The sequence below is a fragment of the Actinacidiphila rubida genome (assembly GCF_900110255.1).
In the GTDB taxonomy this organism is placed as follows: Bacteria; Actinomycetota; Actinomycetes; order Streptomycetales; family Streptomycetaceae; genus Actinacidiphila; species Actinacidiphila rubida.
The window spans coordinates 215,984-241,780 of record NZ_FODD01000008.1 but is presented as its reverse complement, the minus strand read 5'-3'; the positions used below and the strand labels follow the sequence as shown (position 1 = coordinate 241,780).

At 73.2% G+C, this 25,797-nt stretch carries 23 protein-coding genes and 1 riboswitch; of the genes, 17 read left to right on the top strand and 6 right to left on the bottom strand.

All coding sequences use genetic code 11. The features are described 5' to 3' along the window. Positions 1 to 64 precede the first annotated feature (64 nt). The 5 genes from qcrC to BMW99_RS10780 all read left to right on the top strand — a co-directional run bounded on the left by qcrC (position 65) and on the right by BMW99_RS10780 (position 6,616). Entirely contained in the window at positions 65 to 874 is an 810-nt protein-coding gene (qcrC, locus tag BMW99_RS10800) for a cytochrome bc1 complex diheme cytochrome c subunit (RefSeq protein ID WP_069463226.1), read from the top strand. Next, on the top strand, positions 871 to 1,932 hold the full coding sequence (gene qcrA, locus BMW99_RS10795; RefSeq protein ID WP_069463227.1) for a cytochrome bc1 complex Rieske iron-sulfur subunit: 1,062 nt from the start codon (positions 871 to 873) through the stop codon (positions 1,930 to 1,932). The genes qcrC and qcrA overlap by 4 nt, the downstream gene beginning before the upstream one ends. Continuing rightward, positions 1,929 to 3,593: a cytochrome bc1 complex cytochrome b subunit gene (qcrB, locus tag BMW99_RS10790; protein WP_069463228.1), complete on the top strand. Its 1,665-nt coding sequence runs from the start codon at positions 1,929 to 1,931 to the stop codon at positions 3,591 to 3,593. Before qcrA ends, qcrB begins: the two co-directional genes overlap by 4 nt. 175 nt (positions 3,594 to 3,768) lie before the next feature. Further along, entirely contained in the window at positions 3,769 to 4,833 is a 1,065-nt protein-coding gene (gene trpD / locus BMW99_RS10785) for an anthranilate phosphoribosyltransferase (protein ID WP_069463229.1), read from the top strand. Between the two features lie 95 nt (positions 4,834 to 4,928). Then, positions 4,929 to 5,045, top strand: a riboswitch (SAM riboswitch). A 200-nt stretch (positions 5,046 to 5,245) separates the two neighbouring features. Next, positions 5,246 to 6,616 carry an aminotransferase class V-fold PLP-dependent enzyme gene (locus BMW99_RS10780; RefSeq protein WP_069463230.1) on the top strand — a complete coding sequence of 457 codons (1,371 nt, stop codon included), beginning with the start codon at positions 5,246 to 5,248 and terminating at the stop codon, positions 6,614 to 6,616. A gap of 42 nt (positions 6,617 to 6,658) precedes the next feature. Here BMW99_RS10780 and BMW99_RS10775 read toward each other — a convergent pair whose 3' ends face one another. Together BMW99_RS10775 and BMW99_RS10770 are read right to left on the bottom strand one after the other, a co-directional pair. Continuing rightward, positions 6,659 to 6,940 (bottom strand): Lrp/AsnC family transcriptional regulator, encoded by a 282-nt coding sequence (locus BMW99_RS10775; protein ID WP_069463231.1) that lies wholly within the window; start codon positions 6,938 to 6,940, stop codon positions 6,659 to 6,661. Then, positions 6,937 to 7,716: a rhomboid family intramembrane serine protease gene (locus BMW99_RS10770; RefSeq protein WP_069463232.1), complete on the bottom strand. Its 780-nt coding sequence runs from the start codon at positions 7,714 to 7,716 to the stop codon at positions 6,937 to 6,939. The genes BMW99_RS10775 and BMW99_RS10770 overlap by 4 nt, the downstream gene beginning before the upstream one ends. Positions 7,717 to 8,104: 388 nt before the next feature. Here BMW99_RS10770 and BMW99_RS10765 point away from each other — a divergent pair, with 388 nt between their 5' ends. The 5 genes from BMW99_RS10765 (at position 8,105) to BMW99_RS10745 (ending at position 14,700) form a co-directional block, all read left to right on the top strand. Further along, the gene (locus tag BMW99_RS10765; protein ID WP_069463234.1) at positions 8,105 to 9,418 is read left to right on the top strand and encodes an NYN domain-containing protein; all 1,314 of its coding nucleotides are present in this window, start codon (positions 8,105 to 8,107) and stop codon (positions 9,416 to 9,418) included. 385 nt (positions 9,419 to 9,803) lie between these two features. Then, positions 9,804 to 10,835 carry a C40 family peptidase gene (locus tag BMW99_RS10760; protein WP_069466727.1) on the top strand — a complete coding sequence of 344 codons (1,032 nt, stop codon included), beginning with the start codon at positions 9,804 to 9,806 and terminating at the stop codon, positions 10,833 to 10,835. Positions 10,836 to 10,994: 159 nt separating this feature from the next. Continuing rightward, the gene (locus BMW99_RS10755; protein ID WP_069466726.1) at positions 10,995 to 12,035 is read left to right on the top strand and encodes a C40 family peptidase; all 1,041 of its coding nucleotides are present in this window, start codon (positions 10,995 to 10,997) and stop codon (positions 12,033 to 12,035) included. A 125-nt stretch (positions 12,036 to 12,160) separates the two neighbouring features. Further along, positions 12,161 to 13,426 carry a hypothetical protein gene (locus BMW99_RS10750; protein ID WP_107485351.1) on the top strand — a complete coding sequence of 422 codons (1,266 nt, stop codon included), beginning with the start codon at positions 12,161 to 12,163 and terminating at the stop codon, positions 13,424 to 13,426. Next, a complete protein-coding gene (locus BMW99_RS10745) occupies positions 13,423 to 14,700 on the top strand; it encodes a M48 family metallopeptidase (RefSeq protein ID WP_245791349.1) in 1,278 nt (425 codons plus the stop codon). The genes BMW99_RS10750 and BMW99_RS10745 overlap by 4 nt, the downstream gene beginning before the upstream one ends. Positions 14,701 to 14,792: 92 nt before the next feature. On the opposite strand, the gene BMW99_RS10740 is transcribed toward BMW99_RS10745, so the two are convergent. Next, the gene (locus BMW99_RS10740; RefSeq protein WP_075016708.1) at positions 14,793 to 16,049 is read right to left on the bottom strand and encodes a glycosyltransferase 87 family protein; all 1,257 of its coding nucleotides are present in this window, start codon (positions 16,047 to 16,049) and stop codon (positions 14,793 to 14,795) included. A 233-nt stretch (positions 16,050 to 16,282) separates the two neighbouring features. On the opposite strand from BMW99_RS10740, the gene BMW99_RS10735 reads away from it, so the two are divergent. Then, a complete protein-coding gene (locus BMW99_RS10735; RefSeq protein ID WP_075016690.1) occupies positions 16,283 to 17,413 on the top strand; it encodes a glycosyltransferase family 4 protein in 1,131 nt (376 codons plus the stop codon). A gap of 44 nt (positions 17,414 to 17,457) precedes the next feature. Here BMW99_RS10735 and BMW99_RS10730 read toward each other — a convergent pair whose 3' ends face one another. Continuing rightward, the gene (locus BMW99_RS10730) at positions 17,458 to 19,254 is read right to left on the bottom strand and encodes an AMP-dependent synthetase/ligase (protein ID WP_069464875.1); all 1,797 of its coding nucleotides are present in this window, start codon (positions 19,252 to 19,254) and stop codon (positions 17,458 to 17,460) included. 230 nt (positions 19,255 to 19,484) lie between these two features. Between BMW99_RS10730 and BMW99_RS10725 the strand changes: the two genes are divergently transcribed. The 6 genes from BMW99_RS10725 to BMW99_RS10700 all read left to right on the top strand — a co-directional run bounded on the left by BMW99_RS10725 (position 19,485) and on the right by BMW99_RS10700 (position 24,432). After that, positions 19,485 to 20,246, top strand: coding sequence for a metallophosphoesterase family protein (locus BMW99_RS10725; protein ID WP_069464874.1), 762 nt, complete (start codon positions 19,485 to 19,487; stop codon positions 20,244 to 20,246). 86 nt (positions 20,247 to 20,332) lie between these two features. Next, on the top strand, positions 20,333 to 20,809 hold the full coding sequence (locus BMW99_RS10720; protein WP_069464873.1) for an SRPBCC family protein: 477 nt from the start codon (positions 20,333 to 20,335) through the stop codon (positions 20,807 to 20,809). 4 nt (positions 20,810 to 20,813) lie between these two features. After that, positions 20,814 to 22,067, top strand: coding sequence for an ArsA family ATPase (locus BMW99_RS10715; RefSeq protein WP_245791345.1), 1,254 nt, complete (start codon positions 20,814 to 20,816; stop codon positions 22,065 to 22,067). A 200-nt stretch (positions 22,068 to 22,267) separates the two neighbouring features. Then, complete coding sequence (locus BMW99_RS10710) at positions 22,268 to 22,672, top strand: DUF5304 family protein (RefSeq protein ID WP_075016689.1); 405 nt, start codon at positions 22,268 to 22,270, stop codon at positions 22,670 to 22,672. A 54-nt stretch (positions 22,673 to 22,726) separates the two neighbouring features. Continuing rightward, positions 22,727 to 23,668 (top strand): ROK family glucokinase, encoded by a 942-nt coding sequence (locus BMW99_RS10705; protein ID WP_069467695.1) that lies wholly within the window; start codon positions 22,727 to 22,729, stop codon positions 23,666 to 23,668. Positions 23,669 to 23,691: 23 nt separating this feature from the next. Continuing rightward, a complete protein-coding gene (locus tag BMW99_RS10700; protein WP_069467696.1) occupies positions 23,692 to 24,432 on the top strand; it encodes an endonuclease/exonuclease/phosphatase family protein in 741 nt (246 codons plus the stop codon). 90 nt (positions 24,433 to 24,522) lie between these two features. Here the strand turns inward: BMW99_RS10700 and BMW99_RS10695 are convergent, their stop codons facing one another. Beyond that, on the bottom strand, positions 24,523 to 25,005 hold the full coding sequence (locus tag BMW99_RS10695) for a hypothetical protein (RefSeq protein ID WP_075016688.1): 483 nt from the start codon (positions 25,003 to 25,005) through the stop codon (positions 24,523 to 24,525). Beyond that, positions 24,998 to 25,777, bottom strand: coding sequence for an alpha/beta hydrolase (locus BMW99_RS10690; RefSeq protein ID WP_069467688.1), 780 nt, complete (start codon positions 25,775 to 25,777; stop codon positions 24,998 to 25,000). Before BMW99_RS10690 ends, BMW99_RS10695 begins: the two co-directional genes overlap by 8 nt. Between the last annotated feature and the right edge of the window lie 20 nt (positions 25,778 to 25,797).

Below are 25,797 nucleotides of genomic sequence, written 5' to 3'. Positions count from 1 at the left end.
GCCCCCACGCGGGACGGACCCATCCAGAAGCATCGACACAAGAGATCCTGACACCGGGGTAATCGTGAAAAAGCTCTCCGCACGACGGCGCCACCCGCTGGCGGCGCTTGTCGTCCTACTCTTCGCGCTCGTGGCCACCGGGGGGCTGTACGCCGCGCTCGCGCCCGCGCCCAAGGCGCAGGCCGACGACTCCGCGCAGTCCCTGGCCATCACGCAGGGCAAGAAGCTGTACTCCGTCGGCTGCGCCAGTTGCCACGGCCAGTCCGGCCAGGGCAGCTCCGACGGCCCGAGCCTGGTGGGCGTCGGCTCCGCGGCGGTGGACTTCCAGGTCGGCACCGGCCGCATGCCGGCCCAGCAGCCGGGCGCGCAGATCCCGAAGAAGAAGAACATCTACACCCAGCCCCAGATCGACCTGCTGGCCGCGTACATCGCGTCGCTGGGTCCCGGTCCGGCGGCTCCCACCAAGGACCAGTACAGCCCGGCCGGCGCGGACGCCGCCAAGGGCGGCGAGCTGTTCCGCACCAACTGCTCGCAGTGCCACAACTTCGTTGGCAAGGGCGGTGCCTTGACGGACGGCAAGTTCGCGCCGAGCCTGAAGGGTGTGGATCCCAAGCACGTCTACGAGGCGATGCAGACCGGCCCGCAGAACATGCCGTCGTTCCCCGACTCGACGATGCCGCAGGACGCGAAGGCCGACATCATCGCGTACCTGCACGAGGTGGACAGCGCCAACAGCCCCAACCCCGGCGGTTTCACGCTGGGTACCATCGGACCGGTGTCCGAGGGCCTGTTCGCCTGGGTCTTCGGCCTGGGCACGCTGATCGCCATCGCCGTCTGGATGGCCGCACGGACAGCTAAGGCCAAGAAGTCATGAGCGACGAATTCGGATCCCACAAAGACGTGTCAGAGAACCTGCCGAGTGCGCACGGCGCCCACTCCGGCGACGCGGTCCAGCACGACCCGTTCGCCAACCCGGGCCTGCCGCCTCACGAGTACCGCCGCCAGGACATCGACGAGAAGGCCGCGAAGCACTCCGAGCGAGTGGTCGCGGGCCTGTTCACCCTGTCGATGCTCGGGACGATCGCGTTCATCGCGTGCTTCGTCATCTTCCCGGTGGACAAGATCGTCTACATCTTCCCGTTCGGGCATGTCAGCGCGCTGAACTTCTCGCTCGGCCTGACGCTGGCGGTCGCCCTGCTCGGCATCGGCGTCGGTGCCGTGCACTGGGCCCGGACGCTGATGAGCGACGAGGAGATCGTCGACGAGCGGCACCGCGCCGACGCCGACGACGAACTGCGCGAGAACATCCGCCAGCAGTGGATCACCGGCGCCCGGGAGAGCGGCTTCGGCCGGCGCAAGCTCATCCGGACGACGATGTACGGCGCGATGGCTCTCGTCCCGCTCGCCGGAGTGGTCCTGCTGCGCGACCTGGGACCGCTGCCGGAGGACAAGCTCTTCCACACCCTGTGGGCCAAGGGCAAGGTGCTGATCAACAGCAACACGAACAAGCCCCTGCGTCCCGAGGACGTCGTCGTCGGCTCCCTGACCTTCGCTCAGCCGGAGGGGCTCCAGGAGAGCGACGAGGACTTCCAGCAGCAGATCGCGAAGGCGGCCCTGATGATCGTCCGGCTCAAGCCGGAGGACATCAAGGACAAGCGCGAGGCCCAGTGGGGACACGAGGGCATCGTCGCCTTCTCCAAGATCTGCACGCACGTCGGCTGCCCGATCAGCCTCTACGAGCAGCAGACGCACCACGTACTGTGCCCCTGCCACCAGTCGACCTTCGACCTCTCCGACGGTGCCCGAGTGATCTTCGGCCCGGCGGGTCACCCCCTGCCGCAGCTGCGGATCAGTGTGAACGGCGATGGCAACCTCGTCGCCCTCGGTGACTTCGCGGTGCCCGTCGGCCCGGCTTTCTGGGAGCGCTCATGAGTACTACGACCGAATCGCCGTCCAGCCGGCAGGCCACCCACCCCGGTGAGCGGATCGCCGAGTGGACCGACGGCCGGCTCGGCCTCTACAAGCTGGCCAAGTCGAACCTGCGCAAGATCTTCCCGGACCACTGGTCCTTCATGCTCGGTGAGGTCTGCCTCTACAGCTTCGTCATCCTCATCCTCACGGGTGTGTACCTGACGCTGTTCTTCCACCCGAGCATGAACGAGGTCGTCTACCACGGCCCGTACGCGCCACTGCAGGGCGTGCGGATGTCCGATGCGTACGCGTCGACCATGCACATCAGCTTCGAGGTCCGCGGTGGTCTGCTCGTCCGGCAGATCCACCACTGGGCCGCCCTGATCTTCATCGCCGGCATGATCGTGCACATGATGCGCGTCTTCTTCACCGGCGGGTTCCGCAAGCCGCGCGAGATCAACTGGCTGTTCGGCTGGACGCTGCTGTTCCTCGGCATGTTCACCGGCTTCACCGGCTACTCGCTGCCGGACGACCTGCTGTCCGGCACCGGCGTGCGGTTCATGGAGGGCGCGATCCTGTCGACCCCCCTGGTCGGCACCTACCTGTCGATGTTCCTCTTCGGCGGCGAGTTCCCCGGCCACGACTTCGTGTCCCGGTTCTACTCGGTGCACATCCTGCTGCTGCCGGGTCTGATGGCCGGTCTGCTGACCGCCCACCTGATCCTGATCTTCTACCACAAGCACACCCAGTTCCCGGGTGCGGGCAAGACCGAGAAGAACGTCGTCGGCACCCCGCTGCTGCCGATCTACACGGCCAAGGCGGGCGGCTTCTTCTTCCTGGTCTTCGGCGTCATCTCGGCGATCGCCGCGATGGTCACCGTCAACCCGATCTGGACCATGGGTCCGTACCGGCCGGACCAGGTGTCCACCGGAGCACAGCCCGACTGGTACATGGGCTTCTCCGAGGGCCTGATCCGTGTGATGCCAGGCTGGGAGATCAGGCTCTGGGGCCACACCCTGGTGCTCGGCGTCTTCATCCCGCTGATGATCTTCCCGCTGGTGCTGCTCGCCATCGCCGTCTACCCGTTCATCGAGTCCTGGGTGACCGGCGACAAGCGTGAGCACCACATCCTGGACCGGCCGCGCAACCGCCCGGTGCGCACCGGCTTCGGCGTGGCCTGGCTGACCCTGTACTTCGTGCTGCTCGTCGGTGGCGGCAACGACATCTGGGCCACCCACTTCCATCTGTCGATCAACGCGATCACCTGGTTCGTCCGTATCGGCTTCTTCGTGCTGCCGGTGCTGACGTACTGGATCACCAAGCGGATCTGTCTGGGTCTGCAGCGGCGCGACCGCGACAAGGTGCTGCACGGTCGCGAGACCGGCATCATCAAGCGGCTGCCGCACGGTGAGTTCATCGAGGTGCACGAGCCGCTCTCGCAGCAGCAGCTGCACGTGCTCACCGCGCACGCCCAGCCGGCGCCGATCGAGCTCGGCCCCGCGGTCGACGAGAACGGTGTCGCCCGCAAGACCAACCCCGTCGAGAAGCTGCAGGCCCGCATGTCCCGCAACTTCTACGGCGAGCACAGCCAGATTCCGAAGCCGACGGCGGAGGAGTACGAGGAGGTCCTGGCGGGCCACGGCCACCACGAGGAGATCACCTCGGGTTCCGGCAGCCACTGACCGGACCACCTCGGCGCCGCATCGGCGCCATGTCGCCACACACCGGGCCGGCCCGGCATCCCGCGAGGGGTGCCGGGCCGGCCCGCTCTTGCGGGGCGGGCCGGGCCGATAGGGTGAGAGGACCGGTACCGGACCCTTCGATGACCCTTCCGCCGCCCTTTCAGGAGCGTGACCCATGAGCGTTGTGACACCCGCCGGAGGCGAGACGACGGCTTCTCGTTCCTGGCCGGAGGTGCTGAGCGCCCTGATGGCCGGCCGCGACCTGAGCACGGACGACACCGCGTGGGCCATGGACCGGATCATGAGCGGCGAGGCCACCGACGTGCAGATCGCCGGGTTCGCGGTGGCGCTGCGCGCCAAGGGGGAGACGGTCGACGAACTCTCCGGCATGGTCCGCGCGATGTACGAGCACGCCCACACCATCGAGGTGCCCGGTCCGAGCGTGGACATCGTCGGGACCGGCGGTGACCGGGCGAAGACCGTCAACATCTCGACGATGTCGGCGATCGTGGTGGCCGGCACCGGAGCGAAGGTGGTCAAGCACGGCAACCGCGCGGCCTCGTCCGCGAGCGGCGCCTCCGACGTGCTGGCGAAGCTCGGCGTCAACCTGGAACTGTCCGCGGAACGGGTGGTCCAGGTCGCCGAGGAGGCCGGCATCACCTTCTGCTTCGCCGTCAGGTTCCACCCCGCGCTGCGCCATGTGGCCAAGGCCCGGGCCGAGTTGGGTGTGGGCACCAGCTTCAACTTCCTCGGGCCGCTGACCAACCCGGCGCGGGTACGGGCCCAGGCCACCGGCGTCGCCGACCTCCGCATGGCGCCCCTCATGGCCGGCGTGCTGGCCGAACGCGGCTCGTCCGCGCTGGTGTTCCGCGGCGACGACGGCCTGGACGAGCTGACCACCACGGCCACCTCGCAGGTGTGGGTGGTGCGCGACGGCAAGGTCGAGCAGCGCGCGTTCGACCCGCGGGACGTCGGCCTGCCCCTGGTGCCGGTGGAGGCGCTGCGCGGCGCCGACGCGGCCCACAACGCGGAGGTGGCCCGCCGCCTGCTGGCGGGGGAGACCGGGCCCGTGCGGGACGCCGTGCTGCTCAACTCCGCGGCGGCGCTGGCCGCTCTGGAGCCACGGGACGTGCCGCTGGAGGAGCAGATCGCGGCCGGCCTCGGCAAGGCCGCGGAGTCCATCGACTCCGGTGCGGCGGCCGCGGTCCTCGAACGCTGGGCGGCGGCCACCCAGGTCTGACGCGTGCCGGCCGCCCACGGCGGCCCCAGGTGCCGTCCGTCCACGGTACGGACGGCACCTTGCACGCGGGCACGTGTATGGCACAATGCTTTTCAGGTCACGAGTGACAGCGCAAAGGCCCCGGCTCGCTGTCCGGCAACCCTCCGTCCGAGGCGGGGTGCCCCGGGTGATGACCAGGCTGTGAGCAGCAAGGCTCGCAGCAAGCCGGACATGGGGAGTTCTGTCTTGAGCAAGCGAATGCGATAGGGCCTGTCGGCCCCGGCTTCCGCGTCTTCACCGCGTTACCGCCGTCCAGCGTTTCTGGTCCATCTCGCCTTCATCCAGTGCTTTCAGCGCCGCCGCGCGTGCCGCCGCATGTCCGGGCGTGCCCCGGCGGGCGCTGATTCGGCCTGCCTTCCTCCGGGAGTTCGCCATGACCGTGACCACCGCCGCCCCCGTCGCCACCGAGATCGGTGCGCCCCTTCCCGTCCTCGGCCGGGACGTCTCCGTGCCCCTGGTCACCGGCGGCGAGGTGACCTACGCCGCGCTCGACTACGCCGCCAGCGCGCCCGCCCTGCAGCGCGTGTGGGACGACGTGGCCGCCTACGCCCCCTACTACGGCAGCGTGCACCGCGGCGCCGGCTACCTCTCCCAGCTGTCCACCGACCTGTTCGAGCAGAGCCGCGAGACCGTCGCGCGGTTCCTCGGCTGCCGCGAGGACGACCAGGTGGTGTTCACCCGGTCCACCACCGACTCGCTGAACCTGCTGGCCGCCGCGCTGCCCGCCGGCACGCAGGTCTTCGTCTTCGAGACCGAGCACCACGCCTCGCTGCTGCCGTGGCGGCGCAGGGGCGCGGACGTCACCTGTCTGGCCGCGCCGCGCACGCCCGAGCAGGCCGTGGCCTCGCTCGACGTGGCGCTGCACGGCGCGCCGAAGGGGCCCAAGCTGGTGTGCGTCACCGGGGCCTCGAACGTGACCGGCGAGATCTGGCCGGTCCGCGAACTCGCCGCCGCCGCCCACCGGCACGGCGCCCGCATCGTGCTGGACGCCGCGCAGCTCGCGCCGCACCACCGGGTGGACATCGCCGAACTCGACGTCGACTGGGCGGCGTTCTCCGGCCACAAGCTCTACGCGCCGTTCGGTTCCGGCGTGCTCGCCGGACGCGCCGACTGGCTGCGCGAGGCCGAGCCGTACCTGGCCGGCGGCGGCGCCACCCGCACCGTCAGCCGCGCCGCCGACGGCACGGTGGACGTCGAGTGGCACACCTCGGTAGCCCGGCACGAGGCCGGCTCGCCCAACGTCATCGGCGCGTACGCCGTCGCCTCCGCCTGCCGGGCGCTGACCGAGGCCGGGCTGGACCGGCTGGCCGACCGCGAGCAGCGGTTGCTGGGGCTGCTCCGGGACGGGCTCGCGGGGATCCCCGAGGTGCGGGTGCTGTCGCTGTTCGGGGACGACGCACCGCGCGTGGGCGTGCTGTCGTTCGTCGTCCAGGGCTGGAACAGCTCGCACTTCGCGGCCGCGCTGTCCGCCGAGCACGGCATCGGCGTGCGGGACGGGCTGTTCTGCGCGCACCCTCTGGTGCGGGTGCTGCTGGACGCGGCGGAGGGCGAGCCGGGGGAGTGCGGGGCGCCGGACGCCGCGCCCGGCGAGACCTCGCTGAACGCGATCCGGGTCAGCTTCGGCGCGGGGACGCCCGAGGAGCACGTGGTCCGCTTCGTCGAGGCGGCACGCTCCCTGGTCCGGGACGGCGCCGCCTGGCGCTACCGCACCGAGGCCGGCCGCTGCGTCCCGGTCAAGGCGTGACCCCTGCCGCGGGGGCAGGAGCGGCGGCGGATCGGTGAGGGCTCAGGCGTCGAGGCCGATGGCGAACGCGGCCTCGAGGTCGTGCTGGCTGTAGGTGCGGAACGCGACGTGCGTGTCCGTCACCTCGACGCCGGGGATCTTGCTGATCCGGCCGGGGATCACGTCCGCGAGGTCGTCGTGCCGGGCCACCCGCACCATCGCGACCAGGTCGTACGTGCCGGTCACCGAGTAGACCTCGCTGACGTGGTCGAGCGCCGTGATCGCCTCCGCGATCTCCGGGATCCGGTCGACGGAGGTCTTGATGAGAACGATCGCGGTGATCACGGCGGGATGTCTCCTTGGGTCGACCTGATGACGAGGCTCACCTTACGCCGTGGCCGGTAGCAGACCCATGCGCACAGGAACCCGAAGGCGAAGCCCACCACGTGGGCCAGATAGGCGACGCCGGGCCCGCCCCGCGCGGTCTGCGCGGCCAGCCACTGCAGCACGAACCAGAAGCCCAGCACCATCCACGCCGGGAACCGCAGCGGGATGAAGAAGAGGAACGGGAACAGGCTGGTGACCCGCGCCTTCGGATACAGGTACAGGTAGGCGCCGAGCGCCCCGGAGATCGCGCCGGAGGCGCCGACGAGGCTCTGCGTGTCCTCGGTGTGCGCCAGCGCGAAGCCGTAGGTGGCCAGGTACCCGGCGGCCAGGTAGAACAGCGCGAACCTGACGCGGCCCATGCGGTTCTCCACGTTGTCGCCGAAGACGTAGAGGAAGAGCATGTTGCCGATCAGGTGCAGCCAGCCGCCGTGCAGGAACATCGCGGTGAACACCGACAGGAACGGCACCTTGGTGTAGGGCGCGGGCACCGGGCACCCCTGCGGCAACGGCAGCCGGTCGACCGGCAACTGCCCGTGGAACAGCTCGCCGGGGATCACGCCCCAGCGGTCGAAGTACGCCGCCTGCTCGCACTGGAGCGCGTGGCCGTGCCCGTACGACGGGGTGAAGCCGGACAGCGGGCCGAGCAGGAACACCGCGGTGCACAGGGCGATCAACGTGTACGTCACGACCGGCGTGCGGCGGACCGGGTTCTTGTCGTACACCGGGATGACCATGCACTGATCATGACGGATGGGGCGGAACCGGCAAAGGTCGCCTCGCCGCAGCGCGCCGGACCGCCGAGGCCATAGGGTGACCGGGACACGCGCCCGTGCTGACGGCGCGGAGAACCCGTCCGGGCACGGTTGACGGCGGTTAACGGGGACAATGGAATCGGGAGGCGGCGGCCGCAGGGATCGAAGGGGGGGCGGTACCGCGAGGAGGTCCGTTGCCGATCCGACCGGCACCGACGGGCATCCGCTCGGTGCGGACCTCGGACGGGAGTGAGTGGTGGACGGTAGCGACGGCGTTCCGGGCGCCGAAGCGGGCGCGGAGCGGACGCGGGACGAGGCTGAGCCGGACGAGGCTGAGCCGGACGAGGCTGAGCCGGGCGACGGCGAGCCCCTGCTGGACCGACCGCTGCCCGAGGGCGTCCGGCATCGCGTCGTGACCCTCGCCGCCGACGCGTTCGGCGGCTTCACCTACCCCGAGCTGCCCGTCTCGCTGCGCCCCTACGCCCGGTTCACCCCCTCCAGACGTGTGAAGTACGCGGCGACCGCGCTCGCCGCCGCGCTGGAGTCCGACGCCGCGTTCCGGCAGAAGGTGGCCGCGAAGCTCAGTGAGGCGCAGCCGGAGCTGACCGGCGCGCTGGAGGCCGGCACCCCGCCGCCCGCCGCCGACCCGCTGGACGTCGCCGCCGCCGCGTACCTGCTGCGCCCGGCCGGCTGGGCCAAGCTCGTGGCCACCGCCGGCGAGGAGGCGCAGCGCGCCGACGCCGAACGCGCCGACGAGGAGGCCCTGCGCGAACTCGCGGCGCTGCGCGGCGAGGTGGAGCACCTGCACACCCATGCCCGCACCGAGGCCGCCCGCGCCCGCGGCGAACTGGAGGCGGCCCGCAAGGAGAGCGACGCGCTGCACCGCAAGCTGCGGGCCGCGCAGAGCGACGTCAAACGCGCCGAGGCCGCGCAGCGCAAACTGCAGACCGAGCTGGACGAGGCGCGGTCGGCCGCCGCCCGCGACAAGGCGGCCGCGGACAGTGAGGCCCGCCGGCTGCGGGCCCGCCTGGCCGAGGCCGAGTCGGTGGTGGAGGCCGGGCGCAAGGCGGCCCGGGAGGGCCGCAGCACCGAGGACGTGCGGCTGCGGCTGCTGCTGGACACCGTGCTCGACGCGGCCGCCGGCCTGCGCCGCGAACTGGCCCTGCCGCCGCGGGACACCCTGGGCGTGCTGCCCGCCGACACCGTGGACGCGGTCGCCCCCGGGCAGTTCAGCGCCCGCGACATCGCCACCCGGGCCCTGTCCGACACCGATCCCGCCCTGCTCGACCAGCTGCTCGCGCTGCCGCAGGCCCACCTGGTCGTCGACGGCTACAACGTCACCAAGACCGGCTATCCGTCGATGCCGTTGGAGAAACAGCGGCTGCGGCTGCTGGGCGGGCTCGCCGCGCTCGCCGCGCAGAGCGGCGCCGAGGTGACCTGTGTGTTCGACGGCGCCGACCTGGACCGGCCGGTGTTGCTCGCGCCACCGCGCGGGGTGCGGGTGCTGTTCTCCAAGTCCGGTGAGACCGCGGACGAGTTGATCCGCCGTTTGGTGCGGGCCGAGCCGCCCGGCCGGCAGATCGTGGTGGTCTCCGCGGACCGCGAGGTGGCCGACGGCGTGGCCAAGGCCGGTGCCCGGCCGGTGGCTTCGACGCTGCTGCTGCGCCGCCTCGCCCGCGTCTGAGGACGCCCGCCCCGGTGCCTCCGGTCCGCCGGGCCGCCGGCACTCCTGTGCGGTCCCACCCCGTCCGGCGCCGGCGCCGGACCGTTCAGGGGTTGTGCCCGGAGTGTCGGATTAGGTCCGGATGACGTCGAACGCCCGTACATGACATGGCTGTTCACCACTTGGGCGCTACCGGGTGTCGTGTCGTCCTCACCGCGCGTACGGAACCCGTAAAGAATGTGCGATGCGGTCGAGATTTTGCCTACAAGGATTTGAACCGATCACAGAAAGGTCACTAAGGTCGGGCGTCGAACCTCCAAGCAGTCGATCATCCAACCCGGATGGCGCTCGGGGGCCGCCCGCCAGCTGAACCGGTAGGCGGCTGAGGAAGAAGGAGCTCGCCTTCGTGGCGTCCCACCGTCGTCCCAAGCCGGCAACCCGCACTCGCGTGACCGTGCTGACCGCGACCGCCGCTGCGGCCGTCGCGCTTTCCGCCCAGGCCGCGAACGCGACCCCCGCCAAGCCTTCCGTCAAGGACGCCAAGGCCAGGGTGGACGCCCTCTACACGCAGGCGGAGCAGGCCACCGAGAAGTACGACGCCGCCAACGAGAAGTTGCATACCCTCCAGAAGGACGCCTCAAGCCTTCAGGACCAGGTGGCCCGGCAGCAGCAGCACCTGAACCAGCTCAGGGACGGCCTCGGCACCATCGCGGCCTCGCAGTACCGCAGCGGCGGCATCGACCCGTCGCTCCAGCTCTTCCTGTCCTCCAACCCGGACAGCTACCTGGCCCAGGCGACGACCCTGGACCAGCTCGGCTCCCTCCAGGCCAACGCCCTGGAGCAGCTGCAGAACGCCAAGCGCACCCTGGACCAGGAGCGGGCCGAGGCCACCACCAAGCTCGCCGAACTCCAGTCCACCCGCACCGAACTGGCGCAGCGCAAGTCCGAGGCCAAGGACAAGCTCTCGCAGGCGCAGCAGGTCCTCAACTCGCTGACCGCCGCGCAGCGCGCGCAGATGCAGCGCGACGACGCCCTCGCCGCCAGCCGCGCCAGCTCCCGCGTGAACCTGGGCAGCGCGCCCGCCGCCTCGAAGTACGCGGCCGCCGCGTTCGCCGCCGCGCAGTCGAAGATCGGCGTCCCGTACGTCTACGGCGCCACCGGCCCCGGCTCCTTCGACTGCTCCGGCCTGACCTCCTGGGCCTACCGGCAGGCCGGCGTGTCCATACCGCGGACCTCGCAGGAGCAGGCGAACGCCGGCACGCGCATCTACTCGATGTCCGACCTGCGCCAGGGCGACCTGGTCATCTTCTACGGCGACTACCACCACGTCGGCCTGTACGCGGGCAACGGCATGGTGCTGCACGCCCCGAAGCCGGGTGCGTCGGTGCGCTACGAGTCGATCGGCGACATGACCTTCGAGTTCGGCGTCCGGATCTGAGCAACCCCGGTACGGCGTACGGGTGAGGGAACCCCTGGACGGGGGTTCCCACGCGGCGCGTGTGACCTGCGGTGCGGGCCGGGCGACCGGCCGCCGCTCACACGTACGGGCGGCGCGATCTTTGAACTCTCCGGCACGGCGTGGCTACTGTCTGCTGCCGTGCCTTCCCATCGACGCCCCCCGCAGGCCGGTCCGGCCGCCCGCACCACCCGCGTGACCGTGCTGTCCGCGGCGGCCGCGGTCACCGCGGCGCTGTCCGGCCCGGCCGCGCAGTTCGCCGCGGCCGACCCCGCCGGCGGCGACACCTCCGCCCGGATCGACGACCTGTACCAGCAGGCGGAGCAGGCGACCCAGGCGTACGACGCGGCGCAGGAGCAGTCGCAGCGGCTGCACGGGGAACTGACGACCCTGCAGGACCGGGCGGCGCGGGCCCAGCAGCGCGTCAACGACCTGCGGGACGAACTCGGGACGCTGGCCGCCTCGCAGTACCGCAGCGGCGGCATCGACCCGTCGCTCGACCTGCTGCTGTCCGACGATCCCGGGGACTACCTCGACCGGCTCAGCACGCTCGACCGGCTCGGCGGGCAGGAAGCCGCCCGGCTGCGGCAACTGCGGTCCGCCCAGCGGGAACTGCACCAGGAGCGCGACCAGGCCGCCCAGAAGCTCACCGACCTGGACCGGGCGGGGGCCCTGCTGCACGGGCGCAAGCAGCGGGTGCAGCGGGCCCTGGGGGCGGCACAGCGGCTGCTGGCCACGCTCCCGCCCGCGCAGCGCGCCGTGTGGACCCCGGACGCGGGCCAGCGGGCCTCCCGCGACCGCGTGCTCCCCGTCATCCCCGACCTGCCGGCGCCCACCGGGCGGGCCGCGCTCGCGGTGGCCGCGGCACGGCGGGCGCTGGGCGCCCCCTACGTGTGGGGGGCGACCGGGCCCAACGCCTTCGACTGCTCCGGCCTGATGCTCTACGCCTACCGGCAGGCGGGGGTGGCCCTGCCGCGCACCTCCCAGGAGCAGATGAACGCCGGGCCGCACGTCCCGCTCGACCAGGCCCGCCCGGGTGACCTCGTCATCTACCGCGGCGACGCCAGCCATGTGGCGATGTACGTCGGCGGCGGGATGGTGATCCACGCGCCCTACCCCGGCGCCCGGGTCCGCTACGACCCGGTCGGCATGATGCCGGTCACCGCCGTGACACGCCCCTGAACCCGCGCGGCGGGCGGCGCGGCGCGGACCGCACGGGGTGCCGGGACGGATCGCTCACGGAGCTCGGCCGCCGCACGCCCCTCGCACGGCCGGAACACTTCCCGACCAGGCCGTACGATCAGGGCATGGCCGTGGTGCGCCGAACACGACTCAGGGCTGCCGCGGCCGTGCGTGCGGTGGCCGCCGCCGTCCTGCTCGGGCTGACCGCCGGGGTCGCCGGATGCGACGCCTCGCACAGCACCGCTCCGTCGCCGGCGGTCACCGACCCCGAACTGCGGCACCTCTTCGACACGCACGCCTCGGCGCTGCTGCACCGCGACCGCACCGCCTTCCTCGCCGGGATCGACCCGCAGGCGCGGCGCTACCGCGCCCGGCAGCAGGCGGTGTTCGCGAACCTGGCGCAGGTGCCGCTCGCGTCCTGGTCGTACGGCCTGGTGCGCACGGACGCCTTCCCGTTGCCCCCGGCCGCCGACGGCGTGCGGCGTACCGCCGCCGAAGTCCGCCTGGACTACCGGCTGTCCGGCTACGACACCCAGCCGGTCGAGACCACCGAGTACGTGACCCTCACACGACGGGCCGGCCACTGGTACTTCGCCGGTGACGACGACGGCACGTCCAGCGGCCACCGCTCCGACGTCCAGCTGTGGGACCAGGGCCCGGTCCGCGTGGCGCACGGCGCGCACAGCCTGGTGCTCGGCCTGGCCCCCGACCGGGCCCTGCGGGAGTACGCGGCCGACGCCGACCGCGCGGTGCCCGCGGTGACCCGGTCCTGGGGCACCGACTGGCCGCGCAGGGTCGTCGTGGAGGCGCCGGCCACCCTCGCCCAGATGGCCGCGCTGCTGAACGTCGGCGCGACCGCCTACCAGGGCATCGCGGCCGTCACCACGGGCGAGCTGGGCGTGAGCGCCGCGCCCGCGGACCGGGTCCTGGTCAACCCCGAGGCGTTCGGGCTGCTGTCCGCCTTCGGCAAGCAGGTCGTCCTCACCCACGAGACCACGCACGTGGCGACCCGCCGGTCCACCGACGACCACACCCCGCTGTGGCTGTCGGAGGGCACCGCGGACTGGGTCGCCTACCGCGACTCGGGCCGCGGCGCCCCCGAGATCGCGCCGGAACTCGCGGGTGACGTGCGGGCCGGGCGGGTGCCCGGCGCGCTGCCGGACGCCGCGGACTTCAAGGCCGGCTCGGCGAAACTGGCGCAGGCGTACGAGGGCGCCTGGCTCGCCTGCCGGATGATCGCCGACCAGTGGTCGCCGCAGACCCTGACCGCCTTCTACCGGGCGGTGGCGCAGGGCGGCACCCTGGACGCGCACCTGCACGGCGCGCTGGGCCTGAGCACCGCCGAGTTCACCGCGCGATGGCAGGCCTATCTGCGGAAGGAGCTGGCGTGAGCACCGGCACGGAGGGCGGGGCACCGCGGGACGGCGGGGCGCCGGGGGACGGGGAGACGTCGGGGGGCGGCACGAGCGGCGATGGCGGCGCGGTCGCCGGGGAGAAGGCGGGCGCGGACGGCGCGGACTTCAGCGAGGAGGAGGCGTCCCGCGGCCAGGCCCTCTTCCGGCAGGTGTGGCCGCTGGCCCTCGGCGCGTCCGCGGCGTCCCTGGCCCTGTCCCTGGCGCTGGGGCTCACCTCCGCCGGCACCGGGCTCATCGGCGCGTTCGGAGACGCCTGGGCGGCGCGGGTGGCCGGCGGCGCGGTCACGCTGGTGCTGCTGCCGATGCTCCTCGGGCTGCCGTTCGCGGCCCGCGGCCGCGTGGTGCGGGCCCGCTTCGGCCTGGTCACCCAGGGCTGGGGCGGCTGGGCCGTCGACCGGCTGCGCGGCCTGCTGATCTCGCTGCCTCTCGCGGCGGGCGCGCTGTTCGCCGTGTACGCGCTGGCCGGCACCACCCGCTGGTGGTGGGCCTGGGCGGCGCTGGGCGCGGCCGCGCTCACCGTGCTGATGTCGTTCCTGGCGCCGCTGGTCTTCGAGCCGCTGTTCAACCGGTTCACGCCCATGGAGGCCGGGCCGCTGCGCGAGTCGCTGCTGGCCCTGGCGGCCCGTGACGGCGTGGTCGTGCGCGACGTGCTGGTCGCCGACGCGTCGCGCCGGACCACCGCGCTGAACGCGTACGTCTCCGGGTTCGGCCGCACGCGCCGGATCGTCGCCTACGACACGCTGCTGACCACTGCCGAGCCGCGCGAGGTCGAGCTGGTCGTCGCCCACGAGCTGGGGCACGTGGTGCACCGCGACGTGCTGCGCGGCACCGTGCTCGGCGCGGTGGGCGCGGCGGCCGGGGTGTGCGTGCTGGCGGCCGTGGTGTCCTGGCGGGCGCTGCTCGACGCGGCGGGCGTCGACCGGTTCGCCGACCCCGGATCCGCGTGGCTGCTGGCGGCCGTCGCCGGGGTGGGCGAGGTGCTGTCCGGCCCGCTCTGGCGGGCCGTGAGCCGCCGGGTGGAACGCCGGGCGGACGTGCACGCGCTCGATCTGACGGCCGCGCCGGCCGCGTTCGCGGCGATGCAGCGGCGGCTGACCGTGGTCAACGTCGGCCATCCCGACCCGCCGCGGCTCCTGCACCTGCTGCTCTCCACCCACCCCGCCCCCGCCGAACGCATCCGCCTCGCCCGCGCGTGGCGTCCCCCCACCACCGAGGCGGAGCACGCCCCGAAGGACCGGCCACCGGCCTGAGCCCGCCGGGGTTCGGGCGGTGCCGGGTCGGCGATGCGGTGTCGGCCCACGTCAGGCGATCCGCGGGCGCGCGTCCTGTGCGGCGGGGGCGGTCACGGGGTGAGGACCGTGGAACGGGGGTCGGGTTCGGCCGGTTCGGGGCGGGTGGGGCCCGGGGTGCGGGCCGGGACGGTGGCGGCCCACAGGCGGCGGCACGACATCACCGACGCGGTCACCAGGAGGGCGTTGCGGGTGCCGAGCAGCAGCAGCCCCCAGGCGTCGCCGGCCGTCACGTGGCTGAAGAAGGGGGGGAACTCCAGCGTGGTGAACAGCGCGGCCGCCAGCGTCAGCAGCAGCGGCAGGCGCAGCACGGTGCCGCGGGCCGCCGCGCACACCGCGCCGGCGCCGACCAGCCACACCATGTACTGCGGGCTGATCACGCGGCTGGTGGTGGTGAAGACCAGCAGCGCGGTGAACGCCGCGTCGTACGGGGTGGCGGCGGTGAACCGCCGCGCGCGCAGCCGCCACCAGGCCAGCCAGCACACGCCGAGCACGCTCAGCCCCAGCGCCGCGGCGCTCACCAGGTGCACGTGCGGCCCGAGGAACTCCATCGACCCGTAGTGCATCTCGACCCGGCCGTGCCAGCCCAGGTGGCGCGCCACGTGGAAGACCATGGCCCCCAGGGACTCGACCTCGGTGCCGCGGTGCTGCTGGAAGGCCAGGAAGGACATCGAGTTGCGCATCAGGGCGGCCGACAGGCCGAGCAGCACCGCCACGGTGGCCGCCGCGGCCGCCCAGGAGCGGCGCAGCGTGCGGGAGGTGGGCGCGCCGATCAGCACCAGCAGCGGCCACAGCTTGAGCAGCCCGCCGAACCCGGCGAGCGCGCCGGCGAGGGCCGGGCGCCGGCGCAGCGCCAGCAGCGCGGGAACCGCGACCGCGGTCACCATCACGTCGTAGCGGGCGTACACGATCGGGCCGAGCAGGGTCGTGCCCCCGATCCACACCCAGACCCCGGCCATGCGCCCCGAGTGCCGGGCGTCGCGCAGCAGGGCGCCGAGCACCACCGCGTCGGCCAGCAGCGCCAGGACGAAGAACGCCGACGCGTAGCCCAGGAACGGCAGCCCGCCCGGCGCCAGCAGCGGAACGGCCGCGCCCGGCGGGTACTGCCAGGCCACGTCGTGGGCGGGGAACGCGCCCGTCCGCAGCACCGGGTACCACCCGCGGTAGATGTCCTCGACGTCGTGCACCACCACCTGGCCAGGGAAGCGGACCACCTGGAACACGAAGACCAGCAGGGCGGCGCGGGTGGCCGCCCAGGCGGCGACGGCGCCGCCAGGACCGCCGATACGGGGCTTTGTCACGGTATGCATCATGCGTGCCGCCGCGCCCGCGCTCCTGTACGGACGCGATCCGCACGCCCGGCCGGGTGAACGACCCGCGGAGCCCCGGGTGAACGCGTCCGGCCGCCGCCCTGCGCCCGTCCCCGCCCGCCCGCGGCCGCCGTCCGCGGCTGTCAGCGCCCCTCAGCGCCCGTCAGCGCCAGTCGGATAGACTCCCTTTTTCCCTGCCCGCCTGCGCATCAGGTCAGCGAGGACACCCCGGCGTGGACAAGACCCTCATCGTCACCAACGACTTCCCGCCGCGCCCCGGCGGCATCCAGTCCTTCGTGCACAGCATGGCGCTGCGCCTGGACCCCGGCCAGGTCGTGGTCTACGCCTCCACGTGGAAGGACGGCAAGGAGGTCGCGGCGTTCGACGCCGAGCAGCCGTTCCCGGTGGTCCGCGACCGCACCTCGATGCTCCTGCCCACCCCGCGGGTGACCAGGACCGCCGCCCGGCTGCTGCGCGAACACGGCTGCTCCTCCGTGTGGTTCGGGGCCGCCGCGCCGCTCGCCCTGATGGCGCCCGCCCTGCGCAGGGCGGGGGCGCGGCGGCTGGTCGGCACCACGCACGGCCACGAGGCCGGCTGGGCCCAACTGCCGGGCAGCCGACGGCTGCTGCGCAGGATCGGCGAGGGCACCGACACCCTGACCTACCTCGGCGAGTACACCCGCTCCCGGATCGCCGCGGCGCTCACCGGGGACGCGGCCGCCCGCATGGTCCAACTCCCGCCCGGCGTCGACGAGAAGACCTTCCACCCCGGCTCCGGCGGTGCCGTGGTCAGGGCCCGGCTGGGCCTGTCCGACCGGCCCGTGGTGGTGTGCGTGTCGCGGCTCGTGCCGCGCAAGGGGCAGGACACGCTGATCCTGGCGATGCCGCGGATCCTGCGCGAGTTCCCCGACGCGGCGCTGCTGGTCGTCGGCGGCGGCCCCTACCGCGGCGAGCTGGAGACACTCGCCGAGCGCACCGGCGTCGCCGGGGCCGTCACGTTCACCGGTCCCGTGCCGTGGGAGGAACTGCCCGCGCACTACGGGGCGGGCGACGTGTTCGCGATGCCGTGCCGCACCCGGCGCGGCGGCCTGGACGTCGAGGGCCTGGGCATCGTCTACCTGGAGGCGTCCGCGACCGGACTGCCGGTCGTCGCCGGGGACTCCGGCGGCGCGCCGGACGCGGTGCTCGACGGCGAGACCGGCTGGGTGGTGCCCGGCGGCTCGCCCGAGCAGGCCGCCGACCGCGTCCTGACGCTGCTGCGCGACCCCGAACTGCGCCGCAGGATGGGCGAGCGGGGCCGCGAGTGGGTCGAACGCGACTGGCGCTGGGACCTGCTGGCGACCCGTCTGACGTCCCTGCTCTGAGCCCGCACGGCCCGGGCGGGGCCCGGACCGTGCCGCGTGCCGTGCTACGGCCGGTAGAGCGCGTCGATCTCCGCGGCGAACTCGTGCAGGACGATGGTGCGCTTCAGCTTCAGCGAGGGCGTCACGTGGCCCGACTCCTCGGTGAACTGGGTCGGCAGGATGCGGAACTTGCGCACCGACTCGGCCTTGGAGACGGCCGCGTTGCCCTCGTCCACCGCGTGCTGGACGGCCGCGACCAGGTCCGGGTCGCCTGCCAGTTCGGCGACCGTGCGGCCGGTCTTGCCGTGCTGCTCGGCCCAGTGCGGCAGGAACTCCTCGTCCAGGGTGATCAGCGCGGCGACGAACGGCCGCCCGTCGCCGACGACCATGCACTCGGCGATCAGGGCGTCCGCCCTGATGCGGTCCTCTATCACCGCGGGGGCGACGTTCTTGCCGCCGGCCGTCACGATGATCTCCTTCTTGCGGCCGGTGATGGACAGGTAGCCGTCCTCGTCCAGCGTGCCCAGGTCACCGGTGTGGAACCAGCCGTCGGCCATCGCCTCGGCGGTCGCCGCCTCGTTGTTCCAGTAGCCCGTGAACAGGTGCTCGCCGTACAGCAGCACCTCGCCGTCGTCGGCGATGCGCACGGTGGAGCCGGGCAGCGGCTGGCCGACGGTGCCGATCTTCGTGCGGTCCCACGGGTTGAAGGCGGTCGCCGCGCAGGACTCCGTGAGCCCGTAGCCCTCCAGGACCGTGAAGCCGATGCCGCGGTAGAAGTGGCCGAGGCGCTCGCCCAGCGGGGCGCCGCCGGAGATCGCGTGGGTCGCCCGGCCGCCGAGCACCGCCCGCAGCCGGCTGTAGACGAGCCGGTCGAAGACCCGGTGGGACAGGCGCAGTTTCAGCGACGGGCCGCCGGGGGCGTCCAGCGCCTTGCTGTACTCGATCGCGGTCGCCGCGGCCTTGTCGAAGATCCGGCCCTTGCCGCCGGCCTGAGCGGTGGCGCGCGCGGTGTTGTAGACCTTCTCGAACACCCGCGGCACGCCCAGGATCAGGGTGGGCCGGAAGCCCTGCAGGTCGTCGGTGAGGTTCTTGATGTCGGGCACGTGGCCCAGCCGGATCGGCGCCATCACCGCGGCCACCTCGACCAGCCGCCCGAAGACGTGGGCCAGCGGCAGGAACAGCAGCACCGAGGAGTGCCCGGTCCGGAACAGCGGCGCCAGCCGCTCCACCACGTTGCCGCACTCGGCGAAGAAGCTGCGGTGGGTGAGCACGCAGCCCTTGGGGCGGCCGGTGGTGCCCGAGGTGTAGACGATCGTGGCCGGCGAGTCCGCGTTGGCCCACGCGGCCCGCTCGTCGACCACCGCGTCGGAGACGTCGGTGCCGGACGCGACCAGCGCGTCCACCGCGCCGGAGTCGATCCGCCACACGTGCTTGAGGTGCGGCAGCCGCTCGCGTACCGACTCCACGACGGCCTCGTGCCCGGCCGACTCCACCACCACCGCGACCGCGCCGGAGTCGGCGAGGATCCACTCGACCTGCGAGGCCGAGGACGTCTCGTACACGGGCACGGTCACGGCGCCGGCGCACCACACCGCGAAGTCCAGCAGCGTCCACTCGTAGCGGGTCCTGGACATCAGCGCGACCCGGTCGCCGGGCTGCACGCCGGAGGCGATCAGGCCCTTGGCCGCCGCCCGCACCTCGGAGAGGAACGCCGCCGCCGTCACGTCCTGCCAGCGTCCCGCCGGATCCTTGCGGCCGAGCACGGGGATGTCCGGATGCTGAGCGGCGTTGCGGCGGATCAAGTCCGTCAGGTTGCCGTCCGCGGGGACCTCGTACAGGGCGGGAAGGCTGAACTCACGCAAGGCGACTGCTCCTCATCGGTGCCACGGCGCACCCGGAGGGAAGAGGGACGGCCTGGACGTTACCCATCGGTAAAGCTCCGGCGGTAGAGGGGCAGTGCAGATGTTTTCAGCATCACACACCGGAGGGCAGCCAGGCCGGTGGGATCGGCGCACCGCCTGCCGCACACTAGACCAGGGCGCCCCGCGCCCGGCGATGACCCCCCATAAGGTGCCCGCTATAGGGTGACGGTATGCGGGTGCATGTGGTGAGCGACGTCCACGGGGCGGCCGAGGACCTGGCCCGGGCCAAGGACGGCGCCGACGCGCTGGTCTGCCTCGGCGACCTGGTGCTCTTCCTCGACTACGCCGACCACGCGCGCGGCATCTTCCCCGACCTGTTCGGCGTCGAGAACGCCGACCGCATGGTGGAACTGCGCACCGCCCGCAGGTTCGACGAGGCCCGCGACCTCGACCGGCGGCTGTGGGACGGCATCGACCGCCGCGCCGCCATCGAGACCGCGGTGCGCAAGCAGTACGCCGAGCTCTTCGCGGCCTTCCCGACCCCCACGTACGCCACCTACGGCAATGTCGACATCCCGTCCCTGTGGGCGGAGTACGCAGGCCCCGGTACCACCGTGCTCGACGGCGCGACCGCGGACATCGGCGGCCGTACGTTCGGATTCGTCGGCGGCGGCCTGCGCACCGCCATGCGCACGCCGTACGAGATCGACGACGACGCCTACGCGGCCAAGGTCGACGCGCTCGGCCCGGTCGACGTGCTGTGCTCGCACATCCCGCCAGCCGTCCCCGACCTCTGCTACGACACCGTCGCCCGGCGGTTCGAGCGCGGCAGCCACGCGCTGCTGGAGGCGATCCGCACCCTGCAGCCGAAGTACGCGCTGTTCGGCCACGTCCACCAGCCGCTGGTGGCCAGGACCCGGATCGGCCGCACCGAATGCGTCAACGTCGGCCACTTCAACCACACGCGCACTCCCTGGGCGCTGGAGTGGTGACACCGGTCCGCCGCGGTGACCGCCGCCACACCGGAGCGCGGTAGCCTGCACCAGCAGCCAGCAGCACTGTTCAGGAGGCCACGGCCATGGCGGAACACACGAGGTCCAGCATCACCATCGAGGCGAAGCCCGCCGCCGTCATGGGCGTCATCGCCGACTTCGGCCGCTACCCGGAGTGGACGGGCGAGGTGAAGGAGGCCGAGGTCCTCGCCACCGACGCCGCCGGCCGCGCCGAGCAGGTCAGACTGCTGCTCGACGCCGGCGCCATCAAGGACGACCACACCCTGGCGTACACCTGGATCGGCGACAACGAGGTCCAGTGGTCGCTGGTGAAGTCCCAGATGCTGCGCACCCTCGACGGCTCCTACGCGCTCGTCGCGCTCGACGGCGGCGCCCGGACCGAGGTCACCTACCAGCTCACCGTCGACGTCAAGATCCCGATGCTCGGCATGATCAAGCGCAAGGCCGAGAAGGTCATCATCGACCGCGCGCTGGCCGGCCTGAAGAAGCGGGTCGAGACCCCGGCGCAGCCGGACGCCGGCGACACCGGCGAACCGGCCTGACCGCGTGGCCGCGCTGACCGCCGTCCGCACCCTGCTCGTCACCGGAGCGGGCGGCGCCGGCCGCACCTGCGTGGCGGCGGCCACCGCGGCGGCCGCCGCCCGTTCCGGCACCCGCACCCTGCTGCTGACCGGCGCCGCCGGCGCCGCGCTGGACCCGCTGCTGCCGCCGGCCGGCACCGAGGGCCCCGCCGTCTCGGCCGCCGGGCTGCCGCAGCCCTACGGCGTGGACGGCTTCGACTCCCTGTACGTCGCCCGGATCGACCCGGCGGCGTCGTTCCGCGCCGGGGCGCTGGACCTCCAGGGGCGCATCGGCAGCCTGCTGGCCATGCTCGGCGCGGCCCCCCTCGACCCCGAGGAGCTGACCGCACTGCCCGGCGCGGACGCCCTCGCGATGCTGCGCGCGCTGCGCGAGGCCGCCGGGGCCGACGCGGTCTGGGACCTGGTCGTGGTGGACCTGCCGCCGGTCGCCGAAGCCGTCCGGCTGCTCGCCCTCCCCGAGCAACTGCGGCGCTACCTGCGGCGGTTGCTACCCGAGGACCGGCAGGCCGCGCGCGCCCTGCGCCCGGTCCTGGCCCAGCTCGCGGGAGTGCCGATGCCCGCGGAGTGGGCCTACGAGGCGGCCTCCCGCGCCGACCACGAGCTCGACGCGGTCCAGGCCGTGATCGAGGACCCGGGCACGGCCGTGGCGGTCGTCCTCACCCCCGGCGCGACCGCCCCCGCGACCCTGCGCACCGCCCGCACCGGCCTGGCCCTGCACGGCCACCGGCTGGCCGCCGTGGCCGCGAACCGTGTGCTGCCGACCGGCTCCGCCGACCCCTTCCTCGCCGGGCTCTCCGCCGACCAGCAGGACGCGCTCAAGCAGCTCGCCGACCAGTGCGCCACCGACGGCGTCCCCCTGTACGAGCTGCCGCACCTCGGCCGCGCCCCGCAGGCCGGCCTCGGCGACGGCCCGGCCGTGCCCGTCGCCCCGCCCGAGCCCGCGGCACCGGGGCCGCACCCCCCGTCCGCGCCGTGGACGGTCACCGACCGGCTCGCCGCCGACGGCTGGTTCGTCTGGACCCTGCCGCTGCCCGGCGCCACCCGCGAGGGCCTCGACCTGGTCCGCCGCGGCGACGAACTCGTCCTGGACGCGGGCGGATTCCGCCGGATCGTGCCGCTGCCGTCCGCGCTCCGCCGCTGCACCGTGGCCGGCGCCGCGCTCCGCGACGGCGCCCTCGCCGTCCGCTTCACCCCCGACCCAGAGGTCTGGCCCCGCTAGACCCGCCCCGCGAGGAGTGCCGTCCGGCTGCGGGCCCGCAGGCCCCCGCGGGATCAGCCGGACCGGGCCCCGGTCCCGCACGGGCGCGCGAACGCCCGGCGCGCGGCGGGAGTTCGGGTACCGTCGAAGGGGAAGCGAAGGAGACGGACCGGGGCCACGTGCCGCGGTGAGGTGTTGAGCGGGTGTTTGGAGAGCCGATCATGAGCGAAGCCACGGACCGTCCCGACGCCGACGCGTGGGCCAAGGCCAGCGCCGAGGACATCGCCGCCGAGCACGCCCGGCGGCGGGCGCAGGCCGGGCAGGAGCCGGGCAGCGCCGTCGACGAGCTGCGCCGGCTGGCCGAGGCGGTGGGCGAGGCCGTCACCGACCGGCTGGCCGCGCTGAACCACCCCGCGGTCCAGGTCGCCGCCCAGTCCGTGGTGTCCCAGGTGCGTTCCGTTGTCGAACCCATCGTGGACCGCAACCCCGACGTCTTCGACCACCTGGCGAGCGCGGGGGCCGAACTTCTGGCGGCCTACCGCTCCGCGGTGGCCTCCGCGGAGGCCCACTGGACCGCCGGGGACCCGTCCTCGCGTTCAACCGCTGAACACATCGACCTCGACTGACCTCCCCTCCGGTACGGTTCTCTTAGCGGGGAACGACCGAAAACTGAGGGACACATGGGACTCACCATCGGCGTCGACATCGGCGGCACCAAGATCGCGGCTGGAGTGGTCGACGAGGAAGGTTCGATCCTCGAGACCGTCAAGGTGCCGACTCCGTCGACTCCCGAAGGCGTCGTGGACGCGATCGTCGAGGCGGTTCGCCAGGTCAGCACGGGTCACCAGATCGAAGCGGTCGGCATCGGCGCGGCAGGCTACGTCGATGACAAGCGCGCCACCGTCCTGTTCGCGCCGAACATCAACTGGCGGCATGAGGCGCTCAAGGACAAGGTCGAACAGCGGGTCGGCCTCCCCGTCGTCGTGGAGAACGACGCGAACGCGGCGGCGTGGGGCGAGTACCGCTTCGGCGCCGGCCAGGGCCACTCCGACGTGATCTGCATCACGCTCGGCACGGGTCTGGGCGGCGGCATCATCATCGGCAACAAGCTGCGCCGCGGCCGGTTCGGCGTCGCGGCCGAGTTCGGGCACATCCGTGTGGTGCCGGACGGCCTGCTGTGCGGTTGCGGCAGCCAGGGCTGCTGGGAGCAGTACGCCTCCGGCCGCGCCCTGGTCCGCTACGCACGGCAGCGCGCCAACGCCACTCCCGAGAACGCCCAGGTCCTGCTGAGCCTCGGCGACGGCACCGCCGAGGGCATCGAGGGCCGGCACGTCAGCGCGGCGGCGCGGCAGGGCGACCCGGTCGCCGTCGACTCGTTCCGCGAGCTGGCCCGCTGGGCCGGCGCGGGACTGGCCGACCTGGCCTCGCTCTTCGACCCCTCGGCGTTCATCGTCGGCGGCGGCGTCTCGGACGAGGGCGAGCTGGTCCTCGACCCGATCCGCAAGTCGTTCCGGCGCTGGCTGATCGGCGGCGAGTGGCGCCCGCACGCGCAGGTGCTGGCCGCACAGCTGGGTGGCAAGGCAGGGCTGGTCGGAGCGGCCGACCTGGCACGCCAGGGCTGAGAGCTCACGAGGAAAGGCGCACCATGGACGATCTGCCGGGTTCCGTCACCGAGCCTGACGGCTCGGCGGTCATCCGCGTGCTCAGCTACAACATCCGCTCGCTGCGGGACGACAGGGCGGCGCTGGTCCGGGTGATCCGTGCCTGCGCCCCCGACCTCGTCCTCATCCAGGAGGCCCCGCGGTTCTTCCGGTGGCGCAAGGCCGCGGTCCGGCTCGCCGACGCCACGGACCTCACCTACGTCACCGGCGGAGCGACCGCGACGGGGCCGATGATCCTGTCCGGGCTGCGCGCGCACGTCGAGCGCACCGAGGACAGCCTGATGCCGCGCACCCCGGGCCTGCACCAGCGCGGGTTCGCCGCGGCGGTGCTCAGGATCGGCGGCGCGCGGCTGGCCGCCGTGAGCACCCACCTGAGCCTCAGCCCCGCCGAGCGCTACGTCCAGGCCGGGCTGGTCCTGGACCGCGTCGCGTCGCTGGGCGAGCCGCACGTCGTCCTCGGCGGCGACTTCAACGAGCCGCCGGAGCGGAGGGGCTTCGCCCGGATCGCCGCGGAGCTGCAGGACGGGCACGTGGTGAAGCCGTGGGGCGGCGACATCACGAACATGCGGCCGCCGTTCCAGCGGATCGACGCGGTGTTCGCCACGCGGTCCGTCGACGTCCTCGGGTGCGGTGTTCCCCACGGCCTGCCCGGTGTCTCGGACGCGGACCTGCGCTCCGCGTCCGACCACTTCCCCGTCCTCGCCGCACTCCGCGTCCCCGCGTAACGGTTCGCCCTGGGCGTCCACAGGGCGGACCCCTGCGCCTGACCGGGGCGGAGCCCACTCCGTCGGGGGCGGACCGGTGTTCGGGGTGGGTCAGACGACGGCGCCGCCGCCGGGGCGATCGTCGTCGTCCTCACCCGTCCGCATCCGGGCGACCAGCGTGGCGAAGCCACCGAGGAAGCCGCCGACGCCGACGAGGATGGCCCACCAGGTCAGTTCGAGCTGGAAGAGGACGAACGCGAGCAGCAGGAGCGGGCCGCCGAGGACCGCGATCCACGCGAACTTCGTGGTGACGTCCGTCTCCGGCAGCGGCGGCGGCTCGGGCGGCACGAAGTGCGCGTCCTCGTCGTCGTCCTCCAGCTCGTAGTCGCGCGGCCCCTGGATCACGGGGTGGACGACGATGCTGCGGGCCGGCGGCGGCGCCTTCGGCACCGGGGGCTCCTCGGCCACGTTCTCCGCGTCCGGCCACGCGGACTTCGCGCCGGGCGCCGGCTCCTCGTCGAAGCCGGCGATCAGCGCGGCCCACGCCGCGTCCTCGTCGAGCGGAGCGGCGCCCTCGTCCTCGCGGTCAGCCACCGGCCATGCCCTCCTCGACCGCCGCCGGAGCGGACAGCCGCTGGATGAAGTCGTAGGACTCGGAGAAGATCCGGTCCGCGTCGTGGTCGAGCGTGGCCACGTGGTAGCTGCGTTCCAGCACCCGCTCGGTCACGTCCGTGGACGACACCCGCGAGAGTACGACAGCGGAGTTCGAGGGGTGCACCACGTGGTCGACACGGCTGTGCAGGAGCAGCAGCGGCTGGGTGACCTGGGGGAGCCCCGGCTGCACGACCCGCCAGAACCGGGTGAGCGAGTGCACCGCGTGCAGCGGCGTCCGGTCGTAGCCGACCTCCTCCGCGCCCTCCAGCGCGATGTCGCTGGCGATGCCCGGCACCGACGGCACGACGTGCCGGATCACCGGCACCGCCTTCAGCTGCAGGCTGTCGGCCTTCACCGACGGGTTCACCAGCACCAGCCCGCTGATCCGCGACCCGTGCTTCTGGGCGAGCCGCAGCGCGAGGGTCCCGCCCATCGACAGGCCGCACACGAAGACCCGTTCGCACTGCTCCGTCAGCTCCCGCAGTTCCCGGTCCACCTCGGCGTACCAGTCCTGCCAGCCGGTGACCTGCATGTCCTGCCAGCGGGTGCCGTGGCCGGGCAGCAGCGGCAGCCGGACGGTCAGCCCGCGGGCGGCCAGGTACTCGGCCCAGGGCCGCAGGGACTGCGGGGTGCCGGTGAATCCATGGCACAGCAGGACGCCGGTGTCGCCGCCGTCGTGGCGGTACGGCTCGGCTCCGGGGATGAGCGGCACCGTGGTTCTCCTGTTCGGGC